The 19,742-nt window shown below is 59.0% G+C and carries 18 protein-coding genes; 7 read left to right on the top strand and 11 right to left on the bottom strand.

Annotated elements, in window-relative coordinates; genetic code table 11:
• Positions 1-22 precede the first annotated feature (22 nt).
• A complete protein-coding gene (gene uvrA / locus ACM6I7_RS27365; RefSeq protein WP_027614251.1) occupies positions 23-2,857 on the bottom strand; it encodes an excinuclease ABC subunit UvrA in 2,835 nt (944 codons plus the stop codon).
• Positions 2,858-3,048: 191 nt separating this feature from the next.
• Here uvrA and ACM6I7_RS27360 point away from each other — a divergent pair, with 191 nt between their 5' ends.
• Complete coding sequence (locus ACM6I7_RS27360) at positions 3,049-4,446, top strand: MFS transporter (protein ID WP_139055401.1); 1,398 nt, start codon at positions 3,049-3,051, stop codon at positions 4,444-4,446.
• Positions 4,447-4,455: 9 nt separating this feature from the next.
• On the top strand, positions 4,456-4,974 hold the full coding sequence (locus tag ACM6I7_RS27355; RefSeq protein WP_007966163.1) for a single-stranded DNA-binding protein: 519 nt from the start codon (positions 4,456-4,458) through the stop codon (positions 4,972-4,974).
• Between the two features lie 200 nt (positions 4,975-5,174).
• Here the strand turns inward: ACM6I7_RS27355 and ACM6I7_RS27350 are convergent, their stop codons facing one another.
• From ACM6I7_RS27350 to ACM6I7_RS27325, 6 genes are all read right to left on the bottom strand, one after another.
• Positions 5,175-6,332, bottom strand: coding sequence for a glutathionylspermidine synthase family protein (locus ACM6I7_RS27350; RefSeq protein ID WP_096796347.1), 1,158 nt, complete (start codon positions 6,330-6,332; stop codon positions 5,175-5,177).
• A gap of 2 nt (positions 6,333-6,334) precedes the next feature.
• Complete coding sequence (locus ACM6I7_RS27345; protein WP_414889605.1) at positions 6,335-7,021, bottom strand: DUF1190 domain-containing protein; 687 nt, start codon at positions 7,019-7,021, stop codon at positions 6,335-6,337.
• Positions 7,022-7,038: 17 nt separating this feature from the next.
• Complete coding sequence (locus tag ACM6I7_RS27340; RefSeq protein ID WP_095139066.1) at positions 7,039-7,464, bottom strand: DUF350 domain-containing protein; 426 nt, start codon at positions 7,462-7,464, stop codon at positions 7,039-7,041.
• 15 nt (positions 7,465-7,479) lie between these two features.
• The gene (locus ACM6I7_RS27335) at positions 7,480-8,130 is read right to left on the bottom strand and encodes a DUF2491 family protein (protein WP_103367214.1); all 651 of its coding nucleotides are present in this window, start codon (positions 8,128-8,130) and stop codon (positions 7,480-7,482) included.
• Positions 8,131-8,327: 197 nt separating this feature from the next.
• Positions 8,328-9,026 carry a PspA/IM30 family protein gene (locus ACM6I7_RS27330; RefSeq protein ID WP_097089407.1) on the bottom strand — a complete coding sequence of 233 codons (699 nt, stop codon included), beginning with the start codon at positions 9,024-9,026 and terminating at the stop codon, positions 8,328-8,330.
• Positions 9,027-9,043: 17 nt separating this feature from the next.
• Positions 9,044-9,712 carry a YjfI family protein gene (locus ACM6I7_RS27325; protein WP_041074461.1) on the bottom strand — a complete coding sequence of 223 codons (669 nt, stop codon included), beginning with the start codon at positions 9,710-9,712 and terminating at the stop codon, positions 9,044-9,046.
• Positions 9,713-10,280: 568 nt separating this feature from the next.
• On the opposite strand from ACM6I7_RS27325, the gene ACM6I7_RS27320 reads away from it, so the two are divergent.
• From ACM6I7_RS27320 to ACM6I7_RS27300, 5 genes are all read left to right on the top strand, one after another.
• Positions 10,281-11,411 carry a HesA/MoeB/ThiF family protein gene (locus ACM6I7_RS27320; RefSeq protein WP_097089405.1) on the top strand — a complete coding sequence of 377 codons (1,131 nt, stop codon included), beginning with the start codon at positions 10,281-10,283 and terminating at the stop codon, positions 11,409-11,411.
• On the top strand, positions 11,412-12,605 hold the full coding sequence (locus tag ACM6I7_RS27315) for an MFS transporter (protein ID WP_097089403.1): 1,194 nt from the start codon (positions 11,412-11,414) through the stop codon (positions 12,603-12,605).
• 90 nt (positions 12,606-12,695) lie between these two features.
• On the top strand, positions 12,696-13,430 hold the full coding sequence (locus ACM6I7_RS27310; protein WP_097089401.1) for a TenA family transcriptional regulator: 735 nt from the start codon (positions 12,696-12,698) through the stop codon (positions 13,428-13,430).
• Positions 13,431-13,611: 181 nt separating this feature from the next.
• Positions 13,612-14,721, top strand: a complete 1,110-nt coding sequence (locus tag ACM6I7_RS27305) for a DUF3182 family protein (protein ID WP_414889604.1) — start codon at positions 13,612-13,614, stop codon at positions 14,719-14,721.
• A complete protein-coding gene (locus ACM6I7_RS27300) occupies positions 14,711-15,469 on the top strand; it encodes an alpha/beta hydrolase family protein (RefSeq protein WP_027614239.1) in 759 nt (252 codons plus the stop codon). Before ACM6I7_RS27305 ends, ACM6I7_RS27300 begins: the two co-directional genes overlap by 11 nt.
• A 114-nt stretch (positions 15,470-15,583) precedes the next feature.
• Here the strand turns inward: ACM6I7_RS27300 and ACM6I7_RS27295 are convergent, their stop codons facing one another.
• Genes ACM6I7_RS27295 through ACM6I7_RS27280 form a run of 4 tightly spaced genes read right to left on the bottom strand, consistent with a single transcriptional unit; the run spans position 15,584 to position 19,546 of the window.
• Positions 15,584-16,558 (bottom strand): lysylphosphatidylglycerol synthase domain-containing protein, encoded by a 975-nt coding sequence (locus tag ACM6I7_RS27295; RefSeq protein ID WP_027612952.1) that lies wholly within the window; start codon positions 16,556-16,558, stop codon positions 15,584-15,586.
• A complete protein-coding gene (gene clsB / locus ACM6I7_RS27290) occupies positions 16,555-17,829 on the bottom strand; it encodes a cardiolipin synthase ClsB (protein WP_027612951.1) in 1,275 nt (424 codons plus the stop codon). Before clsB ends, ACM6I7_RS27295 begins: the two co-directional genes overlap by 4 nt.
• A complete protein-coding gene (locus ACM6I7_RS27285; RefSeq protein WP_027612950.1) occupies positions 17,826-18,623 on the bottom strand; it encodes an endonuclease/exonuclease/phosphatase family protein in 798 nt (265 codons plus the stop codon). The genes clsB and ACM6I7_RS27285 overlap by 4 nt, the downstream gene beginning before the upstream one ends.
• Entirely contained in the window at positions 18,620-19,546 is a 927-nt protein-coding gene (locus tag ACM6I7_RS27280; RefSeq protein ID WP_096796340.1) for a DUF72 domain-containing protein, read from the bottom strand. Before ACM6I7_RS27280 ends, ACM6I7_RS27285 begins: the two co-directional genes overlap by 4 nt.
• Positions 19,547-19,742 lie beyond the last annotated feature (196 nt).

Genomic DNA, 19,742 nt, shown 5'->3' with positions numbered 1-19,742 from the left:
GGGGCTTTTTCATGCCCGGAGATCAAGCCCGATCGCGAATCAGCAATGGCTTGAGGTAATGACCGGTGTGAGACTGCTTCATCTCGGCCACTTCCTCCGGCGTACCGGTGGCGATGATCTGACCACCCTTGGAGCCGCCCTCCGGCCCCAGATCCACCAGCCAGTCGGCAGTCTTGATCACGTCCAGGTTGTGCTCGATCACCACTACGGTATTGCCGTGGTCGCGCAGGCGATGCAGCACGTCGAGCAGTTGCTGGATATCCGCGAAGTGCAGACCGGTGGTCGGCTCATCGAGGATATACAGAGTTTTGCCGGTGTCGCGCTTGGACAGCTCGCGTGACAGCTTGACCCGCTGCGCTTCACCACCGGACAGCGTGGTTGCCGACTGCCCGAGCTTGATGTACGACAGGCCCACATCCATCAACGTCTGTAGCTTGCGTGCAAGCGCCGGTACCGCGTCGAAGAACTCCCGCGCCTCCTCGATGGTCATCTCGAGGGTTTCGTGGATGCTCTTGCCCTTGTATTTGATCTCAAGGGTTTCGCGGTTGTAGCGCTTGCTCTTGCACACATCGCACGGCACGTAAATGTCCGGCAGGAAGTGCATTTCCACTTTGATCAGACCGTCGCCCTGGCACGCCTCGCAGCGACCGCCCTTGACGTTGAACGAGAAACGCCCCGGGCCGTAACCTCGGGAGCGTGACTCGGGTACACCGGCGAACAGTTCGCGGATCGGTGTGAAAAGCCCGGTGTAGGTCGCCGGATTGGAGCGTGGCGTACGGCCGATCGGGCTCTGGTCGATATCGACGACTTTGTCGAGATGTTCCAGGCCTTTGATGCTGTCGTGCGCGGCCGCTTCCAGCGTGGTCGCACCATTGAGTGCAGTAGCGCTCAACGGGAACAGCGTGTTGTTGATCAACGTCGATTTGCCCGAGCCGGAAACCCCGGTCACGCAGGTCAGCAGACCGATCGGGATTTCCAGATCGACGTTGCGCAGGTTGTTGCCGCGCGCGCCCTTGAGCGACAGCGTCAGCTTCTTGTTACGCGGCGTGCGTTTGGCCGGCACTTCGATCTTCACCCGCCCCGACAGGTATTTACCGGTCAGGGAATCCGGGTGCGCCATGACTTCGGCCGGCGTACCTTCAGCCACGATCTGCCCGCCGTGCACCCCGGCGCCCGGCCCGATATCCACCACATAGTCGGCCAGACGAATCGCGTCTTCGTCGTGTTCGACCACGATCACCGTGTTGCCGATGTCGCGCAGGTGCTTGAGGGTGCCGAGCAACCGGTCGTTATCGCGCTGATGCAGGCCGATGGACGGTTCGTCGAGGATATACAGCACCCCGACCAGACCGGCGCCGATCTGGCTGGCCAGACGAATGCGTTGCGCCTCGCCACCGGACAGGGTGTCGGCGCTGCGATCCAGCGATAGATAGTCGAGGCCGACGTTGACCAGGAACTGCAGACGCTCGCGGATCTCCTTGAGGATCTTGTCGGCGATCTCGCCACGCCGCCCGGTCATCTTCAACTCGCCGAAGTATTCGCAGGCATCGCCAATCGGCAGGTTGGTCACTGCCGGCAGGGTTTTCTCGCCAACCCACACGTGCCGCGCTTCACGGCGCAGACGAGTGCCGCGGCAATCCGGGCAAGCCTGGGTGCTGAGAAACTTGGCCAGCTCTTCGCGCACGCTGGCCGATTCGGTTTCGCGGTAGCGACGCTCAAGGTTCGGCACGATACCTTCGAACGGGTGCGAACGTTTGACGATGTCGCCGCGGTCATTGAGGTACTTGAAGTCGACATTCTGCGAGCCGCTGCCGTGCAGGATCTGTTTCTGCTGTTCGGCGGTCAGCTCGTTGAACGGCTTCTCAAGACTGAACTTGTAGTGCGAGGCCAGTGAGCCGAGCATCTGGAAATAATAGACGTTACGCCTGTCCCAGCCGCGAATCGCGCCCTCGGCAAGAGTCAGTTCACCATTGACCAGGCGCTTGATGTCGAAGAACTGCTTCACGCCCAGGCCATCGCAGGTCGGGCAGGCGCCGGCCGGGTTGTTGAAGGAGAACAGCTTCGGCTCAAGCTCGCTGATGGCATGGCCGCAGATCGGGCAGGCAAAGCGCGCGGAGAAGATCATCTCTTCACCTGGCTCATCGTCCATCGGCGCGACCAAGGCAATGCCGTCCGCCAGCTTCAGTGCGGTTTCGAACGATTCGGCCAGACGCTGCTGCAGGTCGGCGCGGACCTTGAAACGGTCGACGATCACATCGATCGAGTGCTTCTTCTGTTTATCCAGTTTCGGCAGTTCATCGAGTTCGCAGATGCGACCGTTGACCCGCGCACGGACGAAGCCTTGGGCGCGCAGCTCTTCGAACACTGACAAGTGCTCGCCTTTGCGCTCGCGGATCACCGGCGCCAGCAGCATCAGTTTGCTGCCCTCCGGTTGCGCCAGCACCAGGTCGACCATCTGGCTGACGGTCTGAGCTTCCAGCGGAATATCGTGATCCGGGCAGCGCGGCGTACCGACGCGTGCATACAGCAGACGCAGGTAGTCGTAGATTTCGGTGATGGTGCCGACCGTGGAACGCGGGTTGTGCGAGGTCGACTTCTGTTCGATGGAGATCGCCGGCGACAAACCTTCAATGGTGTCGACGTCGGGTTTTTCCATCATCGACAGGAACTGTCGGGCGTAGGCCGACAGGGATTCGACATAGCGGCGCTGACCTTCGGCGTACAGCGTGTCGAAGGCCAGGGACGACTTGCCGGATCCGGACAGGCCGGTGATGACGATCAGTTTGTCCCGTGGCAGGGTCAGGTCGATGTTCTTCAGGTTGTGGGTACGGGCCCCACGTATCAGGATCTTGTCCAAAGTGGCCTCGCTCGGCGGGCGTCGAAAACGTAGGAGTATACGGGCAAATACTGGATGGATGCACACTATCAAACGAAGGGTTTTTTACCTTGCATGAAGAGAGTTTCATCTATACGCGTCATAGCGTCGCGATATACCCCGTCTTTCGATGGGACTGGTAGAATCGCCGCCGGTTCACACGAGGTTTTTCCATGCACGATCCCCACAGCGAACGCATGAGTGGCAGCGAGACCCGCGCAGCGAGCGGTCTGGCCCTGGTGTTCGCCTTCCGTATGCTTGGCATGTTCATGGTGTTGCCGGTACTGGCGACCTACGGCATGGACCTGGCGGGAGCGACCCCGGCCCTGATCGGGCTGGCGATTGGCGCTTACGGCCTGACCCAGGCGATTTTCCAGATTCCGTTCGGGATCATTTCCGACCGTATCGGCCGGCGGCCGGTGATTTTCCTCGGGCTGGTGGTCTTCGCTCTTGGCAGTGTGCTGGCGGCTCAGGCCGATTCGATCTGGGGCGTGATTGCCGGACGCATCCTGCAGGGCGCCGGGGCGATTTCCGCTGCGGTCATGGCACTGCTTTCCGACCTGACCCGTGAACAACACCGTACCAAAGCCATGGCCATGATCGGTATGACCATCGGTCTGTCGTTCGCCGTGGCCATGGTGGTCGGGCCGTTGCTGACCCGCGCGTTCGGCCTGTCCGGTCTGTTCCTCGCCACTGGCGGCATGGCCCTGTTCGGGATCGTCATCGTGATGTTCATGGTGCCGAAATCCACCGGGCCGCTGAGCCATCGAGAGTCTGGCGTCGCGCGTCAGGCCTTGATGCCGACGCTCAAACATCCGGATCTGCTGCGCCTGGACTTGGGCATTTTTGTGTTGCACGCGATGCTGATGTCGAGCTTCGTCGCCCTGCCGCTGGCGCTGGTGGAAAAGGCCGGGCTGCCCAAGGAGCAGCACTGGTGGGTTTATCTGACTGCGCTACTGATCTCTTTCTTCGCCATGATCCCGTTCATCATCTATGGCGAGAAGAAACGCAAAATGAAACGAATTTTGCTCGGCGCCGTCCTGACGCTGATGTTCACTGAGCTATTCTTCTGGCAGTTCGGTGACAGTTTGCGGGCTCTGGTGATCGGTACGGTGGTGTTCTTCACCGCGTTCAATCTGCTGGAAGCTTCGTTGCCGTCGCTGATCAGCAAGGTTTCACCGGCAGGCGGGAAGGGCACGGCCATGGGCGTGTATTCCACCAGCCAGTTCCTCGGTTCGGCGCTCGGCGGGATACTTGGCGGCTGGCTGTTTCAGCATGGCGGTCTGTCGGTTGTGTTCCTTGGATGTGCGGGTCTGGCTGCCATCTGGCTGGCCTTTGCTGTTACCATGCGCGAACCTCCCTACGTGACGAGCCTGCGCTTGCCGTTGTCGCCCGAGGCGATCCGCGAAGCGGGTCTGGTCGAGCGCCTCAAGGCCCTCGTAGGGGTAACAGATGCAGTGATAGTCGCTGATGAGGCGGCTGTTTACATCAAACTGGACAAAGAATTAGTGGATCGCGACACCCTCGAACGCCTGGTGAACAACCCGGCCGGGGCTGCTTGCGAAGCCTAGGAGAACGTTATGGCCCGTGGGGTTAACAAAGTCATATTGGTCGGCACTTGCGGCCAGGATCCCGAAGTTCGCTACCTGCCTAACGGTAACGCCGTGACCAACCTGAGTCTGGCAACCAGCGAACAGTGGACCGACAAGCAAACCGGTCAAAAGGTCGAGAAGACCGAATGGCACCGTGTTTCGATGTTCGGCAAGGTTGCGGAAATCGCCGGCGAGTACCTGCGTAAAGGTTCGCAGGTGTACATCGAAGGCAAGCTGCAGACCCGCGAGTGGGAAAAAGACGGTATCAAGCGTTACACCACAGAAATCGTGGTCGACATGCAAGGCACCATGCAACTGCTCGGCGGCCGTCCACAACAGGGCGACCAACAAGGCGGTGGCAACAACTACCAGCAGCAGGCGCCACGCCAACAGGCTCCGCGTCCGCAGCAGTCGGCTCCGCAACAGCGTCCAGCCCCGGCTCCACAGCAGGCTGCACCGCAACCGGCTCCGGATTTCGACAGCTTCGATGACGATATCCCGTTCTGATTCGCTGCTGCATCCACGCTGAATAAAAAAGGCCCGTCGTTCAACACGACGGGCCTTTTTTGTGGCGCAAGGTCCGCGATTACCACTGATCTCCTGTGGGAGCGGGCTTGCTCGCGAAGGCGTCGGGTCAGTCAAAGCATTTGTTGAATGGCAGTCCGCTTTCGCGAGCAAGCCCGCTCCCACAAATGCGGATGTGTGTTTCAGTCGAGGATCAGGTGCGGCAGAAACCGGCTTGAATCCTTGGTGATCAGACTGTTGTCTTCGCGCACGCCGATCCCCGCGGCCTGATCACCAATCACCCACGAGCCGACCAGGGTGTAGCTGTCGTCGAACTTCGGCAATGGCGCAAATTCCTGCAGGATGAACGGCGCATCGGTGTAGGGCCCGTCTTCTTTGACGATCAGACCTTCTGCCGTGTGCAGTTCGATATTGGCGCCTTCCCGGGAAAAGTACGGTTTGCGCACCCAACCCTTGGGCACCGCACTGGCCGGATTCGGATCAAGGTGCGCCGCCAGCAGGTTCGGGTGGCCCTTGTGCAGTTCCCATAGCAGTGGGAGTGCGCCTTTGTTCGACAGGATCGCTTTCCATGCCGGTTCGAAAAACTGTGTATCGCACTCGGCAATCGCCGCACCGAACGGCTCGTGGAAGATGAATTCCCAGGCGTGCAGTTTGAACAGGTGCGGGATCCAGCGATCCTCAAGGTCGACGAAGCGACCCTCGGCGGTCAGGCCGATGTCTTCGATGTCGATGTGCCGGGATTCGATGCCGACCTTTTCCGCGATCAGGCGCAAGTAGTCGGTGGTCCCCTTGTCTTCGACCGAGTCTTTCATCGACGCAAAGTAGAACGGCCGCTTGAGCTGCAACTCGGCAAACGCCTGGTGCAGCTTGGTATCGATGCTGTTGAACTGGTCGGCATGGCGCGGCAGCATCCCGCGCTCGATGCACTGCTCCAGCCAGCCCCACTGAAATGCCGCCGCCTCATAGAGACTGGTCGGCGTGTCGTAGTTGAGTTCCAGCAGCTTGGCCGGGCCGTTGCCGCTGTAGGAAAAGTCCATACGCCCGTACAGATGCGGATGACCTTCCAGCCAGGACGTGCGGATCATGTCGTAGTACGGCGCCGGGATGCTCAGGCGATCCAGCAGCTCTTCGCTGTGCACCACGCGGTCGACCAGGTCCATGCACATCTCGTGCAGTTCGGTGGTCGGGTCCTCCAGATCATTTTCGATCTGCGCGAGCGTGAACTGGTAGTAGGCGCTTTCGTCCCAGTACGGCTCGTCGTCGATGGTGTGGAACAGAAAGCCGAGGCTTTCGGCCGTCTGTTTCCAGTCGGGGCGCTCGGCGCAGTGGATCTTTTTCATGATCAGCTGCTCGAACTGCCCCAGCCGCCCCAACCGCTGCGCGCGGAAGACTGGCTGCCGAAGCCGCCGCGGGACGTCGACGAAGCGACGTTGACCGGTTTGCTCCGGGTGCTGTCGTAGCGGGTGTCGGTGCGGGTAGCCGGTGCCGATTCGATTTTGCGGTACTGCGCCGAGGTGTTGTAGGTCTGACGCGTATCGCGATCGCGATAGACCGTGCGGTTGGCGTTATTGCTCATCGCATTGCCGATCAACCAGCCTGTGAGCCAGCCGTTACCTGCACCACCGGAACCGGAAGAGTGGGAGGTGCTTTGCGCATTCTGCGCAGCGGCGGTTTCACCGGCAGGCATCTGCGCATTGGCAAGCGCATTCAGGTCCTGTGGCGCCTCGCCGTTCTGCGGCACCTTGAAACCGCCAAGTTTGGGCACGAAGCGGCCATCGGAGTTTTTCTGGCACCAGTCGGCGGCAAAGTCTGCGTCGCACTTGGCCTTGTCATCGTAGGCCGGCGCAATACGTCGGTGTTCGGTCAATGCCGCGACGTAGGCGGTGGAGCAGACGTCGGCGGCCACTTCGGCGCCGACGCACTCCTCGACAGATTGGAAGCGTTGCTGCTCCTGCGCGGTAACCTCGCCGGAAATCGCCAGCGCCACCGAAGCGGCGAGGGACAGTTGAACGTACTTGCTGCGTTTCATCGAAGGCTTCCTGCCGATCAGTTGGACGGGGTCATGCACGCGGCGTTGAGCATGCCGACGCTGATAGCCACCGCGGCCACGTAGATTCCCGAGGCGATTTCACCGTTGGCGATACGCTGCGACGTGCCCTTGAGCACCAGGCTTGTGGCGAGGAAGGCCAGCAGTTGCACCACCGCAGCAATTACCGCCCACAGCACGAAATCGAGAACGTTGACCGAAAACGCGATCACGTTGCTGGCCGGAATCGCGAAGCCGATGATCGCGCCCGCCAGAGCGATGGCGGCAGCGATGTTGCCGGAGCGAATCAGCTCGAACTCCTTGTGTGGCGTGATGCGGGTGTAGACGAACTGAAACAGCATGAACAGCAGCACGGCGCCGATCAGGTAGACGACGAAACCGACCAGTGCGGTCTTGTTCAGGGAAACGGCCAGCACTTCCAGCATGGAAAACTTCCTTATTTAAATGGTGCTCAAATCAGTCGTGTACAGCGAAATGCCCAGCGAGGTACTCAGGCTGACGGTGCCTTCCTCGTCCTGTTCGACGGAGAACAGCAGCAGTTCGCGGCGATCGGTCAGGCCGGTCTCGCGCGCGTAAAGCATGGAGTGGTGTTCGATGGTGTAGCTCTCGTCCGGGTTGACCACATGTTCGGTCATCGGTACGAGTTCGGTCTGGCCTTGTTCGGTGCCCCATTCGCGGCTGTACTGGACGCCGTCGTGGGTATAGATCGGCAGGCCGATCGGGCTTTCGGGGCCGGCGAGGCGCTGCAGCTCGGCGTCACTGTTGACGGTCACGTAGCTGAGGTAGTTGAACAGGGTGACCGACTCGATCTGGTCGTCACCGGTGACGTGGATTTGCAGCCAGAAGTCTTCGTTATTGAGGTAGTAGCGATGCAGCTTGTTGGATTGGCCGAGGTCGATCCAGCCGGCGCTCCAGATTGCCTCTGCCGCTGGAACCTGCACCGAGGTGCTGCCATCGAGCAGCAAGGCCAGAGTCGAATCGAATCGCACGCCTTTGCCTTGTGCCATCCCGAGTGGGCCACTGGCAACGTTTGGCGTTGGCGCAGCGGTCTGCCAGTTGCTGGTGCCCAGCAAGTCTTTGAACCATCCCATGGGTACATTCCTTGAGGCGGGTGGAGGTGTTCGTCGTAAAAAACGCCGCCAGTGTACCGGGCCGGGCGACGAACGACACGCCGTAAACCATGTGGGAGCGGGCTTGCTCGCGAAGGCGGTGTGTCAGGCAGCTAAAGTAATGACTGACAAATCGCTTTCGCGAGCAAGCCCGCTCCCACAGGTTTTTGTGCAAACGCTTACTGCGCGGACTTCTGCTTCAGACGCTCGAGGATCGCATTGGCGCTGCCTTCGTTCGGCGTGATGCCGGCGTCGCGCAGTTTGCGTTCCAGGTCATTGCCGGTCGAAGCGTCAGCCAGTTCATCGGCGGCACTCAGCTCGGCAGCGCGTTGCTGCTGCTTGGCCTGCAGACGGTTCAGCGTGCCGACGGCGGTTTCTAGCTTGCCGTTGGCACCGCCGCTGGCGATGGACGCGCTGACCTGCGCCTTTTGCACGCTTTCACGGGCCTTGGCCATGTCCACCTGCTGGCGCAGGCTTTTGATCCGCGACTCGGCCTTGGTGATGTCCTTGCGCATGTTTTCGGCGTAGGTGCCGAATTCGTCGCTCTGGGCTTTCTCGGCGGTCAGGTCGTTGGTCAGGGTCGAAATCGCTTCGGCCACTTCCATGGCCAAGTCTTCGCGGCCGGCGTTCAGCGCGGAAACCGCCTTGGCTTCCAGATCCTTGATCTTGGCGTCGTACTCGCTCACGCGGTCAGCGGCCAGTTTGTGCTTGGCCATGATAGTGACCAGCTCACGACGGGCATTCGACAGCGCGGTGTCGGCGTCGCGGATTTCCTGGTCGAGGATACGCAGGGCCTGTTGGTCGACGATCGCTTCGCCGACTTCATTGGCGCCGCCGCGCAGCGCGGTGAACAACTTGCTCCAGATGGACTGAGTCATTGGATATTCCCTGTTGATTACTTGAAGAAGTGTTCGAAGGCTTCGCTCGCGCGCTGCACGTTGTCGACCAGGGTTTTCACCTCGGTGACGACGTTTGTCAGGCTCGAGTCGGCGCTGAGGGCGCCAAACATGTTGTAAACGGTCTGACCATTGGGCATCGACTCGATGCCGATCGACGACAGCGGGAACATTTCCCGGCTGCGCAGCACGGCGTCGTTGAAGGCGCGCACGTCAGTGATCGAATCGATATCCACCAGCACGGTGTCGACGATGATCTGCTGACCGGCCACGGCGATGTGAATCGGCAGACCGCCGAATTCGTTCATTTCCAGCTTGATGCTGGGTTCGGAGCTCTGGATCAGAGACAGCGTGATCTCGTGCGAAGCCACCTCGTCCAGTGCCTTGAGGGCGTTGAAGAGGCTATCGATGTTCCAGTTGTTGCCTGCGCTCATGTAATTCTCCGACATGAATGAGCCAGCCAGAATCGGTTGGCGTAGCTGTTGCTCCATCTGCTTGAGCAAGCTTCGGTTTTCCGGAAGCACCCAAGTTTCGTGTTTCACATAACCGGCGGCAGCCAGGCCCGCGCGCATCTGCTTCATGTAGAAGCTCGACGGTTTTTTCGCGGACGGTTTCGAGCGCTCTCCCTTTGGGCTCTCTGACGCAACAGTGGGGGAGCGGCTTTTCATGGCAATGACTCCGTTATGAACATCTCACGCGTGAGCCACACTACAGCCAATTCAAAGTGCCATCAATGGCTCACGCGTGAGATCTTTTTGACCTGTCGAAATTTTTGATGAGGTGGTGGTCGCAAGCGTTGTCCCGGGTGGGAGTGTGTTTCTGATGAAACACTGATGTTTATGGTCTGGAAGGCGAATTTGTTCTCAAGTTTCTCGCAGTGATTTTTTATTGTTTAAGTATTGAAGATAATTCCTACATTGTTTTTCTATGTTTCCGTAAGAAGTAATGGCGGCACTTCGTAAAAGCGTAGGAAGTGTATTTTACGTGAGTAATATTAAGAAACAAGGTGAGTTCGCAACCACTGAAAACTTATTCTAGTTTTGGGGTGTGCACATCTTCACCCCGGTGGAAACAGCTTCACCACCGGCCCTTCAACTTTTGAGGAAATCATTATGACTTTCGAAAAAGCATCTTCCGCTGGCGATTCTCAGATCGGCTGATCTGATCAGTAAGAACCGGGGCCTTAATGGCCCTGGTTCTTTATCAAGTTGTTTTAATAGCGATTGAGGCTCGAATATGAAGCTTTGTCTTAAACCGACGATTATTCCGTTCAAACTTGATGGTCAGGTCGTTTTGCGCTTTAACGGTCAATACGCAAAAATCCCCGACCCCCACGGTGCTGTCTGGGAGTTCGCCAAGGCACTTGATGGCCGTACACCCTATGAGGAGTTGATTACCCAGGTGGCAGGCCGTTATCCCGCGGTGGATCAGGACGAAATCCGAAGCGTCGCGCAAGATCTGATAAAATACCGGCTGGTCGAGAGTCCGGATGCCTTTGAGACTACTTCTCTTTCGGATCATGATCGCATCAGATTTTCCCGCAACATCGACTTTTTCGGGTCGATGGCGGCTGTGGGCGAGAACAAGTTCACCCCCCAGGAAAGACTGCGCATGGCCAAGGTCTGTGTCCTGGGCTGCGGCGGTCTGGGCACCCATATTCTGTTCGACCTGGTAGCGCTGGGTGTCCACCATCTGACGATCCTCGATTTTGACACGATCGAGTTGAGCAATTTGAACCGGCAGATCCTTTACAAGGAAGCCGACGTCGGCATGCCGAAGGTTGCAACGGCCAGGCGCAGGTTGCTTGAATTCAACAGTCACCTCGACATTACTGCTCACGAAACCCGCCTGCAGTCGGCGCAAGACGTCGCCGGCATCGTACGCGGCCACGATATTGTGATTTGTGTCGCCGATAAACCCGCGAACTACATGGCCGACTGGCTGAATGAGGCCTGTGTTGAACAGGGCGTACCCTTCATTTCAGGCGGGCTTGATGTACGGCGCTCGGTGTTTTATTCGGTGGTGCCTGGCTCCTCGGGCTGCGGTGCTTGCTGGCTGACGTCGGCGCGTAACAAGAGCAGCCTGGTGAACAGCGTTTCGACCATGGCCAAACAGCACGACATCACTTATGAGCATCCCGGCCCGGCTCTTGTGACTTTGGTGGCTGTCACCGCCGGGATGATGGTCAGCGAAACAGTCAAGATCATCACCGGCTGCCAACCGCCACAATTGACCAACAAGCTCAAGGAATTCACATTCGACGACCTGAACGTCAGCGTTGCTGAAGTCTGGCAGCAGAATCCGGACTGCACGGTGTGTGGACATCTCGCGAACGGGCAACGGTCGCGGCAGGCGGAGACTGTCTAGATGTTCAAACTCCTGGCTTCCTATGCCATCACGTCCATCTGTTCATGGGCCATCGCGTTTCTGATCCCGCTTTATGTTTATGAGCAGACCGGCTCCCCAGTCTGGACGTCGCTGGCTTTTTTCGCCGCGATGGCGCCCTACATACTGGTCACGCCCTTCGCCGGTGTGTGGAGTGATCGCTACAGCAAACGGCGTTTTCTGATCGGCGGTGATCTGATCAACATCGTCACCGGCTGCCTTATATATGCTGCTGTGAGTACGCTGTCCGGGAGCAGCTTGAGTATCACCCTGTTATTGCTGAGCTTTCTGCTGGCAAGCGTCGGTGCCACTCACCACCCGGTTTTCCAGAGTATCGCGCCAGCGCTGATTGAAGGCCCCAAACTTCATCGGTTCAATGCGATCGTCAATGCCAGTGACAACATCATTCGCATCGTTGCACCAATCAGCGTTGCAGCCTTGCTGTCCTTCAGTACCAAGGAGCAGTTGCTGATTGGCAGCATTGTCGGATTTGCGCTATCCCTGCCGCTTTGCTTCTTGCTGAAAGAGCAGGGTAAGCCTGCGCCTGCCACCACGCGGGTATTCACGGAAATCAAAGCCGGACTGCTGTATGTCATCCAGCAGCGAGAACTGTGTTCGTTTGTCATGCTGTTCTTTTTCTGCAATTTCGGTTTTGCCTTGATCGGTGCCAGCCTTGTTTATGTCTACACCACGCTACTGGCCGTGCCATTGAGTGATGTCGGCTATTACTACGGGCTCATTGGTGCAGGTGCCGTCGCCGGATCAGCTATGGGGGCGTTTCTGGTGAAGAGATATCCGGCCGGCATTCTTATCCGTCGAAGCTGTTTGCTGGCCGGGGTGTTCACGCTGATGGGGGCGATGGCCAACGATCCGTGGTCACTTTCGGCACTATGGGCGCTTTCTACCGGTTGCCAATCCGTGGTGGTCATCGCTTTTTTCACCTATCGCCAGCAAGTGGTTCCGCAAACCATTCTGGGGCGAACGGTGGGAGTTACACGGCTCATTGCCTACCTCGCGATTCCTCCCGCGAGCCTGCTGAGTGGATGGCTGTTACTGCATTTCTCGAGCAGCGCTGTGATTCTTGCGTCAGGCGGTCTGTGCATCATTTTCGCCTCTCTATGTGCTTACTTTCTGGCCAGGTTTGAGCGCCCGGTCATTTACAGCGACGCACAATGAATACGGTTTTGTAAGTTTTTCGGGGTTTCGGAATAACTGGAAAGTTTCGATCAGTTGGATGGCTGATAAAGAATTAAAAGGAATTTAAAGTTGGATGAAAACAAAGAGTTGAATGGCGGCGATAGGGTGAAGGTCATTAAATTCATAACCGGAGGCACATTATGGGACGAATGGCTGGACGCTGATGCGTTAGATGGATTGGTTAATCATGAACTGTTGCTGGCAATGCAAGACGGTCATGTTTCTCTGCAGGGGATGCGTTACTTTCTGATCCAGCATCATTACTACTCGCGAAACTTTACCCGCTTTCTGTGTGCGATCATCAATCGCCTCGAATCCCTTGACGACATCAAATTGCTGATGGAAAACATGCAGGAGGAAATGGGCATTGATGGTGACAACAAGCTCACACATGCCGAGCTGTTTCAAAGGTCGCTACGGATCCTGGGCACCCATCCCTTGGCTGAATTGCCTTTACCTCAGACCGTGGATTTCACCCAATGCATCATGCAGCTTTGCCGGAGTGAAAATCCTGTAGAGGGCCTCGCAGCGCTCTGCCTGGGAGCCGAAGCCATTGTGCCGCTGATTTACAAACCGATTCTGCTGGCACTGGAGGGACTGAATGTCAGTGAGGAAGGCCTGGAGTTCTTTCGCCTGCATATCGAAGAGGATGAGGACCACGCGATAACCATGCTGGGAATTCTGCAACGCCTGACTAACCAGACGCCTGAAGCCAAGCGGCTTGCGATTCAAACCGGGCGTCAGGCTATGCTCAAACGTTGTGTCATGTTCGATGCCATCTGGAAGGAAGTCAGTCAGCAGTAGTCGGCGTCCCGTTTCGTGCAAATTGCCGCGGATTCGCTGGCAGTCGTGCAGTTTGAAACAGGCCCGATGCCACCATGCTTGTTCCAAGCGATTGAATCATTGGGCATTCCCGGCGCCAGGCGATTGGCCTGATCTCTGCACTTCTCTCATTACATTCATCAATTGGCTTGAAGGGGGACGCATGACCCCGATGTCGAGCAGGAAAGTGGTCGTCGCCCATTCGGTTCGGGCCGGGGCGCCGCAACATGAAGTGCAGACCAACAAGGCACTTGCCCGCTGGCTGGCGCAGATTCTGGGGCTCAGCTTCGGCGGAAGCTTTGACCCGCAGAAGCATCGCGGTCGCGATTTGTATTGGCTGCCGACCCAGACCATTGTTGGCCCGGCCAGCGCGCGTAATCTGGGGATCAGGGGTCCCGGCGATTTGTGGGGCGGGTACGTCGAACACGATTTCATTTGCACCAAAGCCATCAGCCACGGCTTGCGCAGTCATCTGGCTCACGCGCCACAAGGCTGGGCGCCGCAATTCTCCGAGCGCGTTCGCGATGTGGTGCTCGACGGCTTGACGGTGTTTGCCGTGGAAGATGCGCGACCCGCTGCCGAGCATCTGCTGTACAGCGGACCGATCCGCCTGAAGCCGATTCACGCCTGCGCCGGTCGCGGTCAGGAAGTTATCAACAGCCTCGACGCGTTCGATGAAGTACTGTCCCGTGCAGAAGCGGAAGCGTTGTTTCGCGATGGCGTGGTGCTCGAACAGGACTTGAGCAAGGTCTTAACCCACAGCGTTGGCCAGTCATTCATCGGCGACAAAGTGCTTAGCTACTGCGGTGATCAATACTTGACCAAGGATGCCCATGGCGAAGACGTCTATGGTGGTTCGAATCTGTTGGTAGTGCAGGGCGGCTACGAAGATCTGCTGGCGCTGGACTTGCCGGATGACATGCGACTGGCCATCAAGCAGGCGCAGATTTTCGACCGGGTGGCGGATGAGGCTTATCCAGATTTCTACGCCTCGCGGCGCAACTACGACATTGCCCAAGGCCTAGACAGCAATGGCAAACCCCGCAGCGGGGTGCTCGAACAATCCTGGCGCATGGGCGGTGCCAGCAGCGCTGAATTGGCCGCGTTGCAAAGCTTCGTCAATGATCCGCTGATGCCCGCGATCCGCGTGTCGACCGTAGAAACCTATAGCGATCAAAGCCTGCCGGCGGACGCCATCGAAATCTATCGCGGGCCAGCGGAGAACAGCGACTTCCTTCTCAAATACGTAACGGTCAAATCTTATGACGGCTAGAAGCGAAAGCATTCAGATCGACATTGATGATGAACAGATGAGCGGGACGTTTCTCAGTCCAAAATCGAAAGTCCCCGGCGTGTTGTTTGTGCACGGTTGGGGCGGTAGCCAGGAGCGTGATCTTGAACGCGCCAAAGGCATCGCCGGTCTCGGTTGTGTATGCCTGACCTTCGACCTGCGCGGCCACACCGGTGGCACCGGCATTCCGCTGACCCGGGTCACGCGCGAAGACAACCTGCGTGACCTGCTCGCAGCTTACGACCGCCTGCTGGCGCATCCGGCGCTCGACACCTCGGCGATTGCGGTGGTTGGCACCAGTTATGGCGGTTACCTGGCTTCGATCCTCACCTCGTTGCGTCCGGTGCGCTGGCTGGCGCTGCGGGTACCGGCGCTGTATCGCGACGAGCAATGGCACACGCCCAAGCGTGAACTGGACAAGGCCGACCTGCGCGACTATCGGGCGACGTTGGTCCGTGCAGACAGCAACCGTGCGCTGCACGCCTGTTCGCAGTTCACCGGGGATGTGTTGCTGGTGGAATCGGAAACTGACGATTACGTGCCCCACGCAACGATCATGAGTTACCGCGCCGCCTGTCAGCAGACGCATTCGCTGACGCACCGGATCATCGACGGCGCCGACCATGCCTTGAGCGAGCCGGTTTCGCAGCAGGCCTATACTTCGATTCTGGTGGACTGGATTACCGAGATGGTGGTGGGTGAGCGGTTGAGCATCATCCAGTCCACATGATTTGTTGTGGCTCTTCGGACGCCTTCGCGAGCAAGCCCGCTCCCACATTTGGAATGCGTTCTACCTGTGGGAGCGGGCTTGCTCGCGAAGGGGCCATCAGCCATAGCCACAAAATCAGGACGGTTTCTTCTCGATCCGCAACGCCTTGGCCTTGGCTTCCACCAGCAAATACATCACCACCGTAATCAACAACGGCAACAGAAAATAAATCGCCCGATACGCCAGCAACCCCGCCACCAGACTGCCCCGCGAAGCTTCGTGCTGCAGCAGCGCGACAAACACCGCTTCCAACACTCCAAGCCCCGCCGGAATGTGCGTGATGACTCCGGCAATCGCACTGATCAACAGCACTCCAAGCACCAACGGATAATCCAGTTTGCTCGGCAGCAGAGTGAAAATCACCGCCGCCATCAGCGACCAGTTCAATGCACCGAGCAGCAATTGCAGGACGGCCATGCGCAGTGATGGCAGGTTGATTTCCACCCCGCGAATCGACCACTCGCGGCGCTTGGAGAACTGGCACGCGGCGAGGTAACCGGCACTCAATAACAACAGCAGCACGCCGATGCCCTGCAACGCGGCGCTGCTGATTTTCCATCCCGGCGGCATGCTCACCAGGCCGCTGCTGAACACTACGCCGGCAATCGTCATATAACCGAACCAGTTGGTGGCCAGGCTCAGACCGAGAATCTTGGCGATGTTGCTTTTGCTCACCCCCAGGCGCGAATACAGCCGATAGCGCATGGCGATTCCGCCGACCCAGGCACTGAGATTGAGGTTGAACGCATAGCTGATGATCCCCACCGGGAGGATCTGTTTCCAGGTCAGGTCCTGACGAATGTAGGTGCGGCCGATCAGGTCGAAACTGGCGTAGGTGAGAAAGCTCAGCAGGGTCAGGCTGGCGGCAATGATCAGCGTGCGCACCTTGAAGTCGGCCAGGGTTTGCAGGACTTCCGCCCATTCGATACGGGTGGCGAACATCGTCAGCAACACGATCAGCGCGAGGAAGAACAGCAACGTCAGTGGGCGTTTCCAGCGACTCCAGCGAGAGTGAGTGGCGGGCGCAGACTGTGCGTGGGAATGGCTCATGACGTGCGCCCCCGAAACGGCTTGAGCCGCGGTTTGTGCGCCGGCAACCAACCGGCCATTGACGGGAAATGCCGCAGGAAGTGAAACACCAGAAACCCTACGGTCATGTGCCAGATCCGTCCTCGCGGGGACATGCTGGCGTCCATGGCCTTGCAGTGGTTCTGGCTCAGGTCTTCGAGGCGCTGAAACAAATGCTGATTGAACGCGCGATCGCGGATCAGCACGTTGGCTTCCAGGTTCAGCGACAGGCTCAGCGGGTCGAGATTGCTCGAGCCAACAGTGCTCCATTCCTCATCCACCAACGCGACTTTGCCGTGCAGCGGGCGCTGGCAATATTCGTGGATCTGCACGCCGGCCTTGAGCAGGTAGTCGTAGGTCATGCGCGCCGCCAGTTTGGCCACCAGCATGTCCGGTTGACCTTGCAGGATCAGCCGCACCTCGACGCCGCGGCGCGCGGCGTTGCGGATCTCGCGCAGCAGGCGGTAGCCGGGGAAGAAATAGGCGTTGGCGATCACCACCCGGCGTTTGGCCCGGCGCAATGCGTGCAAGTACACATCTTCGATGTCGGTGTGATGCTGATCGTTGTCGCGAAACACCAGACGTACCTGTCCGTCGTGATCGTTGAAAGCCATGTCCGCCCGGCGCTGACGCCGGCGCTGCCACCAGAACCGTGCGCGTCCCGGACGACCACTTTGCAGCAGGGCGAAGTGATGGATGTCAGCGACCGCCGGCCCCTGAATCTGCACCGCATAATCCTGTTTCGCCTCGGGGCCGAAATCGGCTAGGTGATCGCCGGAAAAGTTGATCCCGCCAATGAACGCGATCAGTCCGTCGACCACCACAATCTTGCGGTGCAGGCGGCGGAACCAGTTGGTGCGAATGCCCAGGTGCTTGGGCGCCGGGTCAAACATTTGCAGATGCACGCCCGCTTCGCTCAGTGCGGCGAGATAACCGGTGGTCAACTCGCCGCAACCAAAACCGTCGAGGCTGACAGTGGTGCGCACGCCACGCCGCGCGGCGTCGATCAGGATCTGCTGCAACTCTGCACCGACCTTGTCTTCGAAAACGATGAAGGTCTCCAGCAGAATTTCACTCTTCGCCGCACGCATGGCGTCGAACACCCGGGGGAAATACTCCTCGCCGTTTTCCAGCAACTCGACGCGGTTATTGCCCTGCCAGCCGTACTCGACGTCGACATGCCCGGGCTCGCGCACCGGCGGGTTGATGCTGATCGGTTCCACGGCGGATTTCTCCAGCGGTGCGCTGCTCATAGTTCGATCTCCACCGATAACGGGACGTGGTCGGAAAGGTGTGACCAGGGCCGGTTGGCCAGGACTTTCGGTTGGCTGGCCTTGAGGTTGCGCACGTAGATGCGGTCCAGGCGCAGGGTTGGCAGACGCGCCGGAAAGCTGCGCGCCGGTTTGCCGTGGTGCTCGGCGAACACCTCGCGCAGGCCGCAGGGTTCAAGCAACGCGTCGGCGCGCTGGCGCCAGTCGTTGAAGTCACCGGCGACGATCACCGGCGCGTTATCCGGCAGCTCCGCCAGACGCTCGCCGAGCAGTTTCAATTGCGCATTACGATGGCTTTCGCGCAGACCCAGATGCACGCAGATCGCATGCACTTCGACGCCATCGCCGGGCAGGCGCAGCACGCAATGCAGCAGCCCGCGGTTCTCGTGGCCGCTGATCGAGACGTCGAGGTTGTCGTGGCGGATGATCTGGAATTTCGACAGCAATGCATTGCCGTGATCGCCCTCCGGGTACACCGCGTTGCGCCCGTAGGCGAACTGCGGCCATAGACTGTCGGCGAGGAACTCGTATTGCGGCATCGTCGGCCAGTTGCTGTAGCGCTTGGGATGATGCTCGTGGGTGCCGTGGACTTCCTGCAAAAACACCACGTCGGCGGCCACGCTGCGCACCGCTTCGCGCAGCTCCGGGAGGATGAAACGTCGGTTGAGCGCAGTGAAACCCTTGTGGGTGTTGACCGTCAGCACGGTGAAACGACGCACCGATACTTCAACGCTGGTCTGCTCGTCGGTGAACCCGACCGGCTCTGGAATACTCATGCCAGCACCCCTTCGGCAGCCGGTTCACCGGGGGTGGTGGCGAGCGTTTTATCCAGCTCGAATCGGTGGAGCAAACTGCGCGCGTCGTAGGGCGCGCGGACTTTGATGTCGTTGTCGAAATAGCAGAACACTTCGCGGGATGTACGCGCCCGCGGCTTGAGGCGCGGCGCGATCAGATGCGCATCGCCCGGCTGCCGGCCGTGATGCCAGGCGTCGATGCGTTCAGCCCATTTGTTCAACGCGGCGTCGGTGTAGCCGCTGGCGTACAGCTCTTCGGCACCGTGCAGGCGCAGGTAGACGAAATCGCTGGTGAGGTCTTCGCGGTACGGCCATTTGCCGGCGGTGTCGGCGATCACCAGGGCGGTGTTGTAGCGTTTCAACAAGCGCACGAAGTTGGGGTCGATGAACGTGTCATTGCGCACTTCCACGGCATGGCGCAGCGGTTTTTTGCGCCAGGCTTTGAGGCTGGCGTGGCCGTGAAGATGTGAATCGTGTTGGCGGGCGAGGGCGGCGGCCGCTGCAGTATCGTGGGGCAACAATGAGAGGAAGTGTTCGAAGCGCTCAGGATCGAATTTGAAGTTCGGTGGAAACTGCCAGAGGATCGGCCCGAGTTTTTCCTTGAGCTCCAGCACCCCGGAGGCGAAGAAATTCGCCAGCGGTTTTTCGATCTCGCGCAAGCGCCGGACGTGGGTGATGAAGCGTGGCGCCTTGACGCTGAACACGAAGTCGTCCGGCGTTTCGTCGTACCACTGCGCGTAACGTTCGGGTCGTTGCAACGCATAGAACGATCCATTGATTTCGATGCTGTTGACCGCCCGCGAAGCGAATTGCAGTTCGCGCTTCTGCGCCAGTCCTTTCGGGTAGAAATCCCCGCGCCACGGAGCGTAGCGCCAGCCGGAAATACCGATGTGAATCGTTGCCATGCCGCCCTCCCGTTGTCAGTCCTCGTACAGCCTGTGTCTGTTGATGACTGCGGGCGGTTCGGGAAAGTTTCGGTGGCGTTACGGACGGTACATCCCTGAGAGCAACACAAAGCTAATGTGGGAGGGGGCTTGCTCCCGAAGGCGGTCGTTCAGTCAACATCAATGGCGACTGATACACCGACTTCGGGAGCAAGCC

The sequence above is a fragment of the Pseudomonas sp. IT-93MI4 genome (assembly GCF_949767635.1).
In the GTDB taxonomy this organism is placed as follows: Bacteria; Pseudomonadota; Gammaproteobacteria; order Pseudomonadales; family Pseudomonadaceae; genus Aquipseudomonas; species Aquipseudomonas putida_A.
Note: the sequence above shows the minus strand (reverse complement) of the source record. Positions and strands in the feature narration are given on the sequence as shown.

What these genes read in the sequence shown, in the direction of transcription:
- ACM6I7_RS27360 (WP_139055401.1), top strand. Translation starts at nt 3,049, where the DNA reads ATGCACGATCCCCACAGCGAACGCATGAGTGGCAGCGAGACCCGCGCA.
- ACM6I7_RS27355 (WP_007966163.1), top strand. Translation starts at nt 4,456, where the DNA reads ATGGCCCGTGGGGTTAACAAAGTCATATTGGTCGGCACTTGCGGCCAG.
- ACM6I7_RS27350 (WP_096796347.1), bottom strand. Translation starts at nt 6,332, where the DNA reads ATGAAAAAGATCCACTGCGCCGAGCGCCCCGACTGGAAACAGACGGCC.
- ACM6I7_RS27345 (WP_414889605.1), bottom strand. Translation starts at nt 7,021, where the DNA reads ATGAAACGCAGCAAGTACGTTCAACTGTCCCTCGCCGCTTCGGTGGCG.
- ACM6I7_RS27340 (WP_095139066.1), bottom strand. Translation starts at nt 7,464, where the DNA reads ATGCTGGAAGTGCTGGCCGTTTCCCTGAACAAGACCGCACTGGTCGGT.
- ACM6I7_RS27335 (WP_103367214.1), bottom strand. Translation starts at nt 8,130, where the DNA reads ATGGGATGGTTCAAAGACTTGCTGGGCACCAGCAACTGGCAGACCGCT.
- ACM6I7_RS27330 (WP_097089407.1), bottom strand. Translation starts at nt 9,026, where the DNA reads ATGACTCAGTCCATCTGGAGCAAGTTGTTCACCGCGCTGCGCGGCGGC.
- ACM6I7_RS27325 (WP_041074461.1), bottom strand. Translation starts at nt 9,712, where the DNA reads ATGAAAAGCCGCTCCCCCACTGTTGCGTCAGAGAGCCCAAAGGGAGAG.
- ACM6I7_RS27320 (WP_097089405.1), top strand. Translation starts at nt 10,281, where the DNA reads ATGAAGCTTTGTCTTAAACCGACGATTATTCCGTTCAAACTTGATGGT.
- ACM6I7_RS27315 (WP_097089403.1), top strand. Translation starts at nt 11,412, where the DNA reads ATGTTCAAACTCCTGGCTTCCTATGCCATCACGTCCATCTGTTCATGG.
- ACM6I7_RS27305 (WP_414889604.1), top strand. Translation starts at nt 13,612, where the DNA reads ATGACCCCGATGTCGAGCAGGAAAGTGGTCGTCGCCCATTCGGTTCGG.
- ACM6I7_RS27300 (WP_027614239.1), top strand. Translation starts at nt 14,711, where the DNA reads ATGACGGCTAGAAGCGAAAGCATTCAGATCGACATTGATGATGAACAG.
- ACM6I7_RS27295 (WP_027612952.1), bottom strand. Translation starts at nt 16,558, where the DNA reads ATGAGCCATTCCCACGCACAGTCTGCGCCCGCCACTCACTCTCGCTGG.
- clsB (WP_027612951.1), bottom strand. Translation starts at nt 17,829, where the DNA reads ATGAGCAGCGCACCGCTGGAGAAATCCGCCGTGGAACCGATCAGCATC.
- ACM6I7_RS27285 (WP_027612950.1), bottom strand. Translation starts at nt 18,623, where the DNA reads ATGAGTATTCCAGAGCCGGTCGGGTTCACCGACGAGCAGACCAGCGTT.
- ACM6I7_RS27280 (WP_096796340.1), bottom strand. Translation starts at nt 19,546, where the DNA reads ATGGCAACGATTCACATCGGTATTTCCGGCTGGCGCTACGCTCCGTGG.